The 12,241-nt window shown below is 65.2% G+C and carries 12 protein-coding genes and 1 pseudogene; 5 read left to right on the forward strand and 8 right to left on the reverse strand.

The window, feature by feature from the left end; all coding sequences use genetic code 11:
* Positions 1–48 precede the first annotated feature (48 nt).
* The 6 genes from nusA to LGN19_RS37410 form a co-directional block, all read right to left on the reverse strand.
* Positions 49–1,524 (reverse strand): transcription termination factor NusA, encoded by a 1,476-nt coding sequence (gene nusA, locus LGN19_RS37385; protein WP_226220015.1) that lies wholly within the window; start codon positions 1,522–1,524, stop codon positions 49–51.
* Positions 1,524–1,982, reverse strand: coding sequence for a ribosome maturation factor RimP (gene rimP, locus LGN19_RS37390; RefSeq protein ID WP_014897219.1), 459 nt, complete (start codon positions 1,980–1,982; stop codon positions 1,524–1,526). Before rimP ends, nusA begins: the two co-directional genes overlap by 1 nt.
* 456 nt (positions 1,983–2,438) lie before the next feature.
* Positions 2,439–4,202: a 23S rRNA pseudouridine(2605) synthase RluB gene (gene rluB / locus LGN19_RS37395; RefSeq protein ID WP_226220016.1), complete on the reverse strand. Its 1,764-nt coding sequence runs from the start codon at positions 4,200–4,202 to the stop codon at positions 2,439–2,441.
* A gap of 60 nt (positions 4,203–4,262) precedes the next feature.
* Positions 4,263–5,294 carry an SMC-Scp complex subunit ScpB gene (gene scpB, locus LGN19_RS37400; protein ID WP_226220017.1) on the reverse strand — a complete coding sequence of 344 codons (1,032 nt, stop codon included), beginning with the start codon at positions 5,292–5,294 and terminating at the stop codon, positions 4,263–4,265.
* A gap of 272 nt (positions 5,295–5,566) precedes the next feature.
* Positions 5,567–6,769 (reverse strand): pyridoxal phosphate-dependent aminotransferase, encoded by a 1,203-nt coding sequence (locus LGN19_RS37405; protein WP_226220018.1) that lies wholly within the window; start codon positions 6,767–6,769, stop codon positions 5,567–5,569.
* Between the two features lie 75 nt (positions 6,770–6,844).
* Positions 6,845–7,747, reverse strand: a complete 903-nt coding sequence (locus LGN19_RS37410; RefSeq protein WP_122945159.1) for a LysR family transcriptional regulator — start codon at positions 7,745–7,747, stop codon at positions 6,845–6,847.
* 431 nt (positions 7,748–8,178) lie between these two features.
* On the opposite strand from LGN19_RS37410, the pseudogene LGN19_RS37415 reads away from it, so the two are divergent.
* Both LGN19_RS37415 and LGN19_RS37420 read left to right on the forward strand, forming a co-directional pair.
* A pseudogene (locus LGN19_RS37415) lies at positions 8,179–8,574 on the forward strand (transposase); the annotation flags it as partial.
* Positions 8,575–8,775: 201 nt separating this feature from the next.
* Complete coding sequence (locus LGN19_RS37420; RefSeq protein WP_174962503.1) at positions 8,776–9,027, forward strand: hypothetical protein; 252 nt, start codon at positions 8,776–8,778, stop codon at positions 9,025–9,027.
* A 195-nt stretch (positions 9,028–9,222) separates the two neighbouring features.
* Here LGN19_RS37420 and LGN19_RS37425 read toward each other — a convergent pair whose 3' ends face one another.
* Positions 9,223–9,540: a hypothetical protein gene (locus LGN19_RS37425; RefSeq protein WP_011351791.1), complete on the reverse strand. Its 318-nt coding sequence runs from the start codon at positions 9,538–9,540 to the stop codon at positions 9,223–9,225.
* Positions 9,541–9,697: 157 nt separating this feature from the next.
* Between LGN19_RS37425 and LGN19_RS37430 the strand changes: the two genes are divergently transcribed.
* From LGN19_RS37430 to LGN19_RS37440, 3 genes are all read left to right on the forward strand, one after another.
* A complete protein-coding gene (locus LGN19_RS37430) occupies positions 9,698–10,414 on the forward strand; it encodes a YdcF family protein (protein WP_226220019.1) in 717 nt (238 codons plus the stop codon).
* Between the two features lie 220 nt (positions 10,415–10,634).
* Positions 10,635–10,913, forward strand: coding sequence for a hypothetical protein (locus LGN19_RS37435; RefSeq protein ID WP_011351789.1), 279 nt, complete (start codon positions 10,635–10,637; stop codon positions 10,911–10,913).
* Positions 10,914–11,049: 136 nt separating this feature from the next.
* Positions 11,050–11,307 carry a DNA-binding protein gene (locus tag LGN19_RS37440; RefSeq protein ID WP_122945157.1) on the forward strand — a complete coding sequence of 86 codons (258 nt, stop codon included), beginning with the start codon at positions 11,050–11,052 and terminating at the stop codon, positions 11,305–11,307.
* Between the two features lie 40 nt (positions 11,308–11,347).
* On the opposite strand, the gene LGN19_RS37445 is transcribed toward LGN19_RS37440, so the two are convergent.
* Positions 11,348–11,638 (reverse strand): putative quinol monooxygenase, encoded by a 291-nt coding sequence (locus LGN19_RS37445; RefSeq protein ID WP_122945156.1) that lies wholly within the window; start codon positions 11,636–11,638, stop codon positions 11,348–11,350.
* Between the last annotated feature and the right edge of the window lie 603 nt (positions 11,639–12,241).

Here is a 12,241-nt window from a genome sequence, read left to right on the forward strand (position 1 = left end):
GGGTCAGGCCATACGGCCGCCATCAAATCAGTGCGCCATGGTCATTTCTCACTGGAACCAGTGTTCACGTGCTTTCATGATCAACGCCTTAGCGGCATCCTCTTCCATCCCGGTCATGTCGACCAGTTCATCCACAGCCAGCTCGGCGAGATCGTCCCGCGTCTGCATGCCGTGTTCGGCCAGCTTCGCGAGCAACTCCGGCGTGATGCCGTCGAGGCTCTTGAGATCCAGCGCTGCGTTCTCGACCTTTTCTTCGTTCGCGATGGCCATCGTCAACAGCGCGTCGCGTGCGCGGTTGCGCAGTTCATGCACGGTGTCCTCGTCGAACGCCTCGATTTCGAGCATTTCGTTGAGCGGCACGTACGCAATCTCTTCCAGGCTCGTGAAGCCTTCGTCGATCAGGATGTCGGCAACTTCTTCGTCGACGTCGAGACGCGCCATGAACAGCGCACGCAGCCGGTCGCGTTCTTCACCCTGCTTCAGGGCGGATTCGTCCGGCGTCATGATGTTGATCTGCCAGCCGGTCAGCTCGCCTGCAAGGCGAACGTTCTGACCGCTGCGGCCAATCGCGACAGCCAGCTCGTTCTCGTCGACGACGACGTCCATCGAGTGCTTTTCTTCATCGACGACAATCGACTGAACAGCTGCCGGCGCGAGCGCGCCGATCACGAACTGGGCGGGATCCTCCGACCATAGCACGATGTCGATGTTTTCGCCACCGAGCTCGTTGCGCACGGCTTGCACGCGGGAACCGCGGATGCCGACGCAGGTGCCGATCGGATCGATCCGCTTGTCGTACGCGATGACGCCGATCTTCGCGCGCACGCCCGGGTCACGGGCAGCCGCCTTGATCTCGAGCAGGCCCTGCTCGATTTCCGGCACTTCCATCTCGAACAGCTTCATCAGGAATTCGGGCGCCGTACGCGACAGCTCGATCTGCGGACCGCGCGCAGTGCGGTCGACCTTCGCGATGTACGCCCGCACGCGGTCGCCCACGCGCAGGTTTTCCTTCGGGATCAGCTGATCGCGGCGCAGCAGCGCCTCGACACGGCCCGATTCGACGATGAAGTTGCCCTTGTCGAGGCGCTTCACCGTACCTGTCATGATCTTTTCACCGCGCTCGAGGTAGTCGTTCAGGATCTGCTCGCGCTCGGCGTCGCGCACGCGCTGCAGGATCACCTGCTTCGCGGCCTGCGCACCGATGCGGCCGAACTCGATCGACGGCACGGGTTCCTCGACATACTCACCGACTTCGACGTCGGCATTCTGCTCACGCGCTTCGAACAGCAGGATCTCGCGATCCGGCTCCTGCAAGCCTGCCTCATCGGGCACGACGAGCCAGCGACGGAAGGTTTCGTGCTCGCCGCTTTCGCGATCGATATGGACGCGGATTTCGGCGCCTTCGTCGAACAGCTTCTTGGAAGCGGACGCGAGCGCAGCCTCGAGGGCGCCCAGCACCACATCCTTGTCGACGTTTTTCTCGCGCGCCAGCGCATCCACCAGCATCAACACTTCGCGACTCATTATTTGCGGCTCCTAAAGTCAACTTGCGGAATCAGGCGGGCTTTGTCGATATCGGCCAGCGTGAAATCCAGCATGGCCGCCTCGCCCTTCTTCCTCTCAAATTCCAAACCGATCGTTTCGCCATTCGGCGCGTGCAGAATGCCCCGGTACGTCTTGCGCCCGTCCAGCGGCTTTTTCAAGGTCACGGAAACTTCGCTGCCGGCGAAGCGCTCGAAGTCGGCCAGCTTCTTCAACGGGCGGTCGAGCCCCGGGGACGAGACTTCGAGCCGTTCGTAATCGATGTTTTCGACCGTCAAGACGTGCTGGAGCTGACGCGTGACCTTTTCGCAATCTTCGAGCGAGATGCCGGCAGGCTGATCGATATAGATGCAAAGCATGCCGCGCCCGGTGCGCTCGAGATCCACCAGCTCGTAGCCGAGCCCGGTGACCGTGGTTTCTATCAGTTCCGTCAGTTGCACTGTGTCCTCTCAGGTGTTCGCGCCCGCCGCTCGCGATTCACCCGCGGGCGCGCGCCTTAGCCGGCGCAGGAAGCGCTACCCGAGATGCCTAACCGTTTCAGCAAAAAAAAATGGGCGGAACGCCCATCTTCTTACTGGTGGTCGCACCTGAGCCGCACATTGAATCCGTACGCCCAGCGACTTCGCGATTATAGCGATTTTTGGCGCAAACGCCAAGCCAGCCCGTAAAAGCAGCGTGTTGCCTGCCTTTACCGGCCCAAAAATGCGAAATCGGGCTGCTCGATCGACCGGCGCCATCGTGGCACGCCGGTGATCGGTTATGCCGACGGCCATGCAGCGCCACACGACATATATATAGCCGAAAGCAATAAACGCAACGCGCCGCACCGACAAAACCGGACGACTGCCGATCCTTCCGGTACGCCGGCGGCCTTGCGCCGCCGCGCGCCTGAACGCTTAGCGGCTGCGCGTGCGACTGCGCTGCGGACGCTGGCCGCCGCGCGGGCCGCCGCCACTGCCCGCACCCTCGGCACGATTGCCGTTCGGGTTGCGATTGCCGCCGCCCTTGCTGCCGCCGCGCTTGGGGCCCGCGCCGTCGCGCTTCGGGCCTGCGCCATACGATGCGCGGTTGCCATCGACATCACGGCTGCCACCCGTGCGATTGCCATCACGGCCGCCGCCTGCGCGGTTGCCGTCACGGCTGCCGCCCGCGCGGTTGCCGTAACCCGACGGCGCAACCGGCAAACTGCCGTAGCCGCTCAGGCCCGGCAGGCCCGGCCCGCCGCGGCGACCACCGCCGCGGCGCGGCTGATCCAGCTGCCCGTGCGCCGTCAGCACCGGCTCACGGCCGATGAAGCCCATCGACGTCTGCATCGGATCGGGCTGGCGACGCTCGGCCTGATCGGCACCACCGCGCTTGCCCTTCTCCTCGGACGGCGCCTTCAGGCCGACGGTCGCCATCAGCTTGCGCACCTCTGCGTCGTCGAGCTCCTCCCAGCGGCCGCGCTTCAGACCGCGCGGCAGCGGAATCGGGCCGTGACGCGTACGGATCAGGCGGCTCACCATCAGGCCGACCGCCTCGAACATCCGGCGCACTTCACGGTTGCGGCCTTCGGCCAGCGCGACGTGATACCAGTGGTTCGTGCCCTCGCCGCCGCCGTCGCGGATGCGCAGGAAGTTCGCCGGGCCGTCATCGAGCTCGACGCCGTGCAGCAGCTTCTGCCGCATGCCTTCGGCCAGCTCGCCGACGACGCGCACCGCGTACTCGCGCTCGACGCTGTAGCGCGGGTGCATGAAGCGGTTTGCGAGGTCACCCGAAGTCGTCAGCATCAGCAGACCTTCGGTATTGAAGTCGAGACGGCCCACCGCGAGCCATTTCGCCGTCTTCATCGGCGGCAGGCGGTCGAACACCGACGGACGGCCTTCCGGATCCGCGTGGCTGACGATCTCGCCCGTCGGCTTGTGGTACAGCAGCACGCGCGGCGGCTTGTTCGGCAGCTTGCGCTTGACCGGCTTGCCGTTGATCCGCACCTGGTCGGTCGGCATGATGCGCTGGCCGATGTGCGCGGGCTCGCCGTTCACCGACACGCGGCCGGCGACGATCAGCTCTTCCATTTCGCGGCGCGAGCCCATGCCCGCCTCCGCCAGCACCTTGTGAAGCTTCGGTGCGTCGTCGTCCGGCGACAGCACGCGCTTGTTCGCCGGCTGGCTGCGGCCGCGACGCAGCATCGGCGCACGCACGCCGCTACCGCCCGCGGAGTTGTCCGCGTCGAATGCCGGCGACGTCACGTAGGCGAACAGCTCGTCCTGGGACGCCTCGCCTTCCGCCTTCGGCGCGCTGTTTTCAGCCTTCGATGCACCGCCGCGACGGCCTTGGCCGCCTTGGCCGCCTTGGGCCTTGGCCGCGCCTTCGCGCTTGGCGGCCGGCTTGCGAGCACCCTTGGCCGCGCCTTCCTTGCGCGGCGCACGCGCCGGCGGCTGCGCTTCGGCAGCTTCGGCCGGCTGCGCGTCAGCGCTTTCGTCGCCCTGCGGCTCGCCTTCGGCGCCCTTCGACTTGGCCGCCGCGCGACGCCGCGCGATCAGGCTGCGCGGGCCTCGCCGCAAACCGCGGCGGGGACGCTCGTCGCCACCCTCGGCCGAAGCGCCCTGCTCCGGCGCATCGTCGGCACGCGCTGCCTGCACGGCAGGCGCGGACGATTCAATATCGTGGATATCTGTCAAAACAACCTCAAAATGTCAGGTCTCGCGCCCGGCGCGGGCGCGGCAAGAAGTTGGCCGCGATCAGGCGCGACGCTGTTCGGGTTCTGCTTCGTCGTCCGGCAGCGCGTCGGCACCGATCGGTGCACTGGCGCTTCGTACGGCGTCGGCGAGACTGTCGGACGTGTCGTCCAGCATCTCGCCGTCCGCGGGACGGGAACGGGAGGCGCCGGCCTGGCCAGCCTCGCCGGGCATGTCGCCGGCCGCTTCCGCTCCGTCTCCGGCAACCGCTTCGGCAGCCGGCTTGCGATCTTCCTCGCTCCAATCCGCGCGCAGCGGCTCGGGCTGCACACCGGCCGGCACTGCTTCGGCGCCAGCCTGTTCCAATTGTTCCGTTTGCCCGCGATCAGCATCGAGCGTATCGCGGCCCGGGATTTCCTGCGTCGACGTTACGTCCGCCGCGGGATCCCCCGGCAATTCCGCCGATTGGCCGACGGACGCCTCATCCGCGTGCGACGTATCGCCCGCGGCGTCGTCGGCAACCGGCATGCCCTCATCGAAATCCATTGCCTGCTGAGCCAGCAGTGCAGCCTCGATGTTCGCGGCCGGCTCTTCGAGCGCAGGCAGATCGTCGAGCGCCTTCAGGCCGAGGTCGTCGAGGAACTGCTTGGTCGTCGCATACAGCGCCGGGCGCCCCGGCACGTCGCGATGGCCAATCACTTCGATCCAGCCGCGATCCTCGAGTTGCTTGACCACCTGCGTATTGACCGTCACACCGCGAATCTCTTCGATGTCGCCGCGCGTGACGGGCTGCCGGTACGCGATGATCGCGAGCGTTTCGAGCACCGCGCGCGAATACTTCGGCGGCTTCTCGGGATGCAGGCGATCCAGATAATGACGCATCGCCGGCTTGCTCTGGAAGCGCCATCCGGTTGCCAGCGCCACCAGTTCGACGCCGCGGCCGGACCAATCCTGTTTCAGATCTTCGAGCAACGTGCGGACCGTGTCAGCCGACACGCCGTCGGCAAAGAGCTTGCGCAAATCGCCGAGTTTCAGCGGTTCCTGCGCGCAGATCAAAGCAGTCTCGAGGACGATCTTCGCCTCTTGGGTATTCATGCAGCTAGGCCAGACCCTGTGGTCAAACGAACCGGATCAACAAACAGACGAAAGGAACGGAAGACGCGCTCGCCCGATTCTGATCGGTCATATTGATGGGAGCACGAACCGGGGGCGGCGAACCAACTTCAGGCCAGGCCCAAACCGGACGGAACAGCACGGCTCAACGACGGAACCGCGTGACTGAGCGCCATATTACGCAAAATTGCCCGGTGCGTAAAGATAAGCCGAACAGGCTGCCGCCAGCGCGCCGCGTCCGCTCCGGCCCCGCTTCAGCGGGCGACAACGCCGCGCGCGAGGAACCGTCGCAGCCGTTCGACGCCCGCGTCGAGTCGCGCCGGATCGCATGCGTAGCACCAGCGCACGAACCCTTCCCCCTCGGGGCCAAATGCGCGCCCGGGCGCAAGGCCGAGCCCCGCATCGCGCACCAGCGTCTTGCAGAACGCCAGACTGTCGGCCGCGCCCGGCAGACGCAGGAACAGGTACATCGCGCCCGGCGGTGGCGGCACCTCGACACCCGGCAGGGTGCGCAGCGCGGCAACCAGGTAATCGCGCGCGTCGCGCAGCGCCGTGACGAACGACCGCACGAAAGGCTCGCCATCGCGCAGCGCAACTTCGCCCGCGGCCTGCACGAAACCGGGCGCACACGACGTGTTGTACTCGACGAGCTTCGACAGGTCGCCCATCACCGCTGCCGGCGCGATGAGCCACCCCAGGCGCCAGCCCGTCATCGCCCACGCCTTGGAAAACGAATTCACGACAACGACCCGCTCGTCGCGCGACGCGATGTCGAGGAACGAAGGCGCGCCGCCCGCGCCGAACGCGAGCCGCTCGTACACCTCATCGGCAACCAGCCAGATGCCGTGGTGGCGGCAATGGGCGAGCACGACTTGCTGGTCGTCGCGCGACATCGTCCAGCCCGTCGGATTGTTCGGCGAGTTGATCAGCAGCATCCGCGTATCGGGCGTCAGCGCCGCAAGCAGCCGCCCGACATCGAGTTGCCAGCCCGCCTCGCCATAGTCGAGCGGCACGCATTCGACCTGCGCGCCAAGGATCTTCGGAATCTCGACGAGATTCGGCCACAGTGGCGTAACCGCGACGACCCGCTCGCCCGGACCGACCAGCATCTGCGCGGCCAGCATCAGCGCGCTCACGCCCGAACTCGTCACGGCCACCGTGTCGGACGCCGTCGCGCCATGACGGGCGCTGACGTAGGTTGCGATCGTATCGCGCAGCGGCGCAGTACCGAGATTGTGCGTGTAGAAGGTTGCGCCATCGCGCAGCGCCGCTGCTGCGGCGTCGCGGATGAAGTCCGGCGTCACACGATCGGATTCGCCGAACCAGAACGGCAGCATGTCCGGCACACCAAAGCCGGCGTTTGCCACTTCCCGGATCAACGACGGTCGCAACGCGTGCACCGCGTCGCGCGCCGCCGGCGCGCCGGCCACCGGAAGAAAGTCTGCGGAATGCGCCATCGAGCACCACCATCGAGGAACACGATCCGCGTAGTGTACCGGCCCGCAAGCCGGACCGGCGCGCGTCGCTGCGCGTCAGTCGAGGTCCTCCGCCCTTGCCGGCATCTGCCGCACGAGCTCCCAGATCGCCTGCGCAGCGGGCGACAACGAGCGGTCGCGGCGGCGCACCAGCTCGACCGTACGCTCGGTGCGCGGCGTGAGCGGCCGCGCGACGAGCGTCGAGCCGGCAGGCAGCGGCAGCGACAGCCACGGCTGCACGCTCACACCGACGCCCGCCTCGACGAGTCCGAACACCGTCGCCGAATGCCCGAGTTCCTGCATGACCGTCGCGTTGACGCGATGGGCGGCCAGCGCGGCATCGATTAGCGGCCGGCTTCCCGACGCATGGTCGAGAAGCACGAGGCGCTCGCCGTCCAGCGCCGTCCAGGGCACCTCGGCACGCGCCGCGAGCGGATGGTCGGCGCGTGCGACCAGGCAGAACGAATCGGTCATCAGCGATTCGCAGACCAGATCGACATCCGTGAGCGGCCCGATCACGACGCCGAAATCGACCTCGCTCGACTTCACCTTGCGCAACACGTCGCTCTGCACGTCATCGCGCAAGCCCAGCGTCACGAACGGGAACTGGCGCTCGCACGACGCCACCACGCGCGGCATCAGCCTGCATGCGATCGTCGGGCTGGCCGCGACGATCACGCGCCCGCGGCGCTGCTCGCCGATCTCGCGAATCTCACGCAGCGTGTCGTCGAGATCGTCGAGCAGACGGGACACGCTCGCGATCAGGTTCGCGCCGACATCGGTCAACTGCACGTCGCGCGTCGTGCGGTCGATCAGCTTCAGCCCGAGCTCGGCTTCGAGCTCGCGTACGCAGCGGCTGACCGCGGACTGCGTGAGCCCGATCTCGCCGCCCGCGCGACTGAAGCTCTTGAGCCGCGCGACCTCGATGAAAACGCGAAGCTGGCGCAGCGTGACGTTCATTTCCCGACCTCATCAATCGTCGATATCGATGCGTGATTTTAATGCGCGAATCCGGGGTCGATGTGCGAATCAGGCACCTACCCCACATGTTTCGCTGCGGTGCAATACAACCGCGAACGCACGTGGCGCGGGCGAACTGCACAAGATTGGTGATTGTCCCGATTTGCTGGCGGGTTATTTTGGCGTCTCATACGCCCCTAGCTGACTAAGCCGTTAGCTCGCTGCCAAGCGGCTCTCGAGGGAATTACCTCCGACATGGCACGCTTCGTGCATTACCTGACGCACAGGGCGCAGGTTTCGTCGGACGGAAGAGCAGAAACGCCGCTGCCGGCCAACCGGACGCCCCCACCCGGCACTCGACGATCGAGTGCTTGAAGAGTGCGCGGCGCAGGGCAGCGCACCGGAGTTAGCTTCGCTGAGGTGAGGACATGATGCTGTTCGACGATTTGAGAGATAACGAGTGGGCGCTGGTCGAGGGTCTGTTTTGCTCGGAACCCGCACGGAGTGAGCGGCGCGGCCGCCCCCGCGTGGAAGCCCGCTCGGTGGTGAACGCCGTGCTGTGGGTGCTGTCGACGGGTGAAGGCTGGTCGAAGCTGCCGGGCCGCTATCCGTCGCCGCCGACTTGCCGCCGTCGCTTCGACGAATGGCAGGCGGACGGCACGCTCGCCGAAATCGTGAAACGACTCGGCACGAGCGGCCGGCAGATCTCCCTGCGCGGGCGCATCGGCGCAAGCGCTACGAAGCCGCCCGCACCGCCGAGCCGCGACCGGCTGCGCGGCGCCTTCTGGACCAATCCGGAATCCTGGCGCGCGCCCGTCAAGATGGCGTAACGAATGCTCGATCGGGCGGCTTCGGCCGCCCGGTTTCTTTCGGCGACGCGACCCATTCGCGACGCCTGCGTTGCCGTCGATTACCGTTGTCGTGCCGCGATACATCTATTTACCAATATTTACAGCAAGCCTGCACTCCCACGCTTACCTTAGCGACATATCAACAGGCCGCGTCGACGGCTTGAAGGGAGCCCCGCCATGAAACCAATGTCACTGCTCGTTGCATGCGGCATTGTCATTTCTTTGGCGTTGTCCGCTCCAGCCCGGGCCGACGATCGCGCGAAGCCGCCCCATCGCCAGCAGGATCACCGGAACACCCTCCGCCAGCCACCGTCCGCCAACCCGCCCGGCCGGCAAACCGTGCCGCGCGGCGACCTGCGCGGCGACATCGCCAACAACGCGCGGGCGCGCATCGGCTCGCAGCCGTCCGACGTACCGCGCCATCCGTAGTCCTGCCAATTTCAGGATTTCACCAAAGAAAATGCCCACAGTCGGGAACTGCGCCGCATGCGACGAGTCACAACGTTGCCATGAGCACAGCGTGGCAACAGCAAAAGTATCCGGTACGCCCGTATCCTCGCGATACGGGCTTTTTTTTGAGCATCGCCAGTCGCACGGCGATGCGCGCGGCGGGGTGATCGGCCGCTACAGGCGGCTTTCGAGAATCGCCACGGCACTCGCCTCGCTCAATGCGTAGTCGGCCATGCGGCGATCGGTCCAGGAAAGTAATTTCTCGTCGCGCTCGAGGCGCGAGAATTCGGCTCGACCGCTTTCGGTCAGCACGGCAATGTCGACCGGTGCGTGGAAGCCCGGCGCGGGAGCAACGGTTTTCTGCCTGACCGTGTCCATCAGCCCGAGCGAACGGAGATACTCGAACACGCCCGGGCGGCGTGCCCACGGTACCTGGCGGTACTGCACTCGTCTCAATGCGTCGAGCACCGCTTCGTTGGAATACGTGGCCATCTCGATTCTTTCTTAAAGTGCAGCGACAATGCGAAGCGGCGCGCCGGGCGGGGGCTCCGCCCGCCGATACCGCCACCGATTCTGGAGGCCAACGTTCGGCGTCGCGTCAGGGCCGGATCGTCAGCCGTCCATAAAAAGACACCATACCCCAATCAAATTGATTCTGTTCGATTCATTTGTACTTCTCTTCATCTGTTTCATGCTCTGCCGCAAGCGGCGGCGAATCATCTCGATCGCCGCCGTTGCGCTGCTCTGGCTGCTCGCGACAGGCTGGCTCGCCGCGCCGCTGATCGCCTGGACCGAGGCGGGCGTCGTACCCGTCGAGCACCCGGACATGCACGGGCGAACCACACTGATTCTCATCGGCGCCGGTACGCAGCACACCGACACCGGGCTGCGGCCGCCACCCGACGGAGCCGCCCGCATCCACAAGATCGCCACGCTCTATCGCATCTGCCGACAGCAGGCCGAGCGCTGCACCGTGGTGATGTCGGGTGGTGACCCGCAGCATCACGGCGAAACCGAGGCGGCCGTATACGGGCGCCAGCTCGTCACCGAAGGCGTCGCTCCCACGGACCTCGTTCTGGAACCGAATAGCCGCACAACCTACGAAAATGCGAAATTCACTGCGTCTATACTACGCTCACAGTATGACGACACGCGCATTCTCGTCACCTCGTCGTATCAGATGCGCCGCGCATTGCTCGATTTCCGCCGATTCGGGATCGATCCGCAGCCCGTTTATGCGAATCGCCGACGTGCGCAAACGGGCTGGCTGCCGCGCTGGCGCAATGTGGCCAACGCCGAGCAGGCGCTGCACGAACTGGTCGGCATCGCGCAATTCCACGTCTATCGATGGCTCGGATGGTTCTGACGACCCGCGGAAACCGGAACGAAAATGACGGCGACACCCAGGATGGCACGCGCGTGACGAAGTGCACGAAGTGTTGCGCGACTTCAACGGGGCCTTGCGTCGCGCCGCGATCGGATGCACATTGATCCGTCACTTTTGTTACACTCGACACGCACTCGATTGCAGTCGCCAGACAAAACGGCAACACTCGGGTTCATCACCACTTAGCGGAGGTAAAGCAATGAAGAAGACGTCCCTGGCTATCCTGGTAGCGATGTCGGCGCTGACTGGCGCAGCGTATGCGCAAGAGAGCACGGAAATCAAGACGATCACCGATCCGGCCAAGATCTCCGAGATCGAGCAGCGCGCACAAGCGCTGCAGCAGCAGCAAGCGGCAGAAGCCGCTCAGCCGGCGATGCAGGAAGAGCATCACCACGGCAAGAAGGCTGCTCATCACAAGGCAGCAGCGAAGAAGGCTGGCAAGAAGGCGGCCAAGGCTGCAGACGCTGCCAGCCAGTAAGTTCGGCGGCACCGCACAAGCGAAAAGCCGAATCCGGGCAACCGGGTTCGGCTTTTTTGGTTGCGGTGCCCGTGCGCTGTGCTAAAGTCGCGCACCGAAATTTTCCACCCGTGCGCACCCCGGTGCGGAGGACAGCATGAGCAACATTCAACTCGACATCGAGTGGACCGAAGCCGCCACTCGCCAGATCAAGCAACTGATGCCCCGCGGCTCGGCCGACGCGTTCCTCGCGCTGCCGCCGATCGAGTGTCTGCCGATGGAGGGCGATGTGCTCTTCCTTGGCCCGCAAGGCAAGCAGGCGCCGTTCATCGTGGCCGAGCGACAGTATCATCACGACGGCGACGCCGACTGGACGATCATCCTGATCCTCGACGTACCCAACACGTCGCACTGACGCACACCGCGACCGGACGCGTCCGGTCGCCTCACCCGGCTCAGACGAGCTTCGACAGCACGCGGATTTCGGAACGCTCGATCCAGTTCGCGGCCGCTTCGCGATAAGCGAGAATGTGCGCGGAGCGCGCATGAGCGGCAAGCGCCTCTTCGCTCTCCCAGCGCTCGATGAATACGAACCGCGCGGGCTCCTTCAGGTCCCGGTGCAGGTCGTACTGCAATGCCCCTGCTTCGTTGCGGGTCGGCTCGACGATCCCTTCGAGCTGGGCGCGTAACATCTCCTCGGCGCCCGGCTTCGCCACGATCAGCGCCACGACTGCAATTTCCGCCATTCCCGCCCCCTTCATCTCGAAAAGTCCGAGAATACGCGAATCACGCATCGCGCATCGGCTACGCCAGCGCAGCACCGCACGACGGCCCAAAAAAAATAGCCCGCGCTTCAGAGAAGCGCGGGCGAAACCGTCGCCCTACGAGGATAGGCGACGGGGCCATCGAGATCCGCACGCTGGCGCGGATCGTCATCAGTTGCGCCGACGCTTGTCGCATCGGCATTCGAAGACGTTGATACCGTTGATCAGGCGCTCACGGCGCACCCTCGGTATCTGACGCCATCCTCCCTGTTCCAACGATTCCAACATATAAAGCAGATTGCGTGCCAGCCGCCACGAACCGATCACCCCATTGATTTATAAGGACAAATTTTTTGTTGCCGACAATATGGCAAGCGTTCTGCCGCCGTAACGCGGGGATGTTACGTAACGTCACGAGGAGGGACCGAACCTCCCGCACAAGCGTACGCGGACGAGCAGTGTCAAGTCCTGGAATAGGTTGACAGTGTTCACCCGCTAAACGCCCGATGCACCGCATCGGGCGTTTTGTATTTGAGGGCGGCATGTGGCCGCTCGCAGTTGTAGATGTTCACCGACTGTTCGACC

This window comes from Burkholderia sp. AU30198 (assembly GCF_020419825.1).
In the GTDB taxonomy this organism is placed as follows: Bacteria; Pseudomonadota; Gammaproteobacteria; order Burkholderiales; family Burkholderiaceae; genus Burkholderia.

Excerpts from the sequence above, each read along its gene's own strand:
- nusA (WP_226220015.1), bottom strand. The coding sequence starts at position 1,524 with ATGAGTCGCGAAGTGTTGATGCTGGTGGATGCGCTGGCGCGCGAGAAA.
- LGN19_RS37435 (WP_011351789.1), top strand. The coding sequence starts at position 10,635 with ATGAAGAAGACGTCCCTGGCTATCCTGGTAGCGATGTCGGCGCTGACT.
- LGN19_RS37420 (WP_174962503.1), top strand. The coding sequence starts at position 8,776 with ATGAAACCAATGTCACTGCTCGTTGCATGCGGCATTGTCATTTCTTTG.
- LGN19_RS37405 (WP_226220018.1), bottom strand. The coding sequence starts at position 6,769 with ATGGCGCATTCCGCAGACTTTCTTCCGGTGGCCGGCGCGCCGGCGGCG.
- LGN19_RS37410 (WP_122945159.1), bottom strand. The coding sequence starts at position 7,747 with ATGAACGTCACGCTGCGCCAGCTTCGCGTTTTCATCGAGGTCGCGCGG.
- LGN19_RS37440 (WP_122945157.1), top strand. The coding sequence starts at position 11,050 with ATGAGCAACATTCAACTCGACATCGAGTGGACCGAAGCCGCCACTCGC.
- scpB (WP_226220017.1), bottom strand. The coding sequence starts at position 5,294 with ATGAATACCCAAGAGGCGAAGATCGTCCTCGAGACTGCTTTGATCTGC.
- LGN19_RS37445 (WP_122945156.1), bottom strand. The coding sequence starts at position 11,638 with ATGGCGGAAATTGCAGTCGTGGCGCTGATCGTGGCGAAGCCGGGCGCC.
- LGN19_RS37425 (WP_011351791.1), bottom strand. The coding sequence starts at position 9,540 with ATGGCCACGTATTCCAACGAAGCGGTGCTCGACGCATTGAGACGAGTG.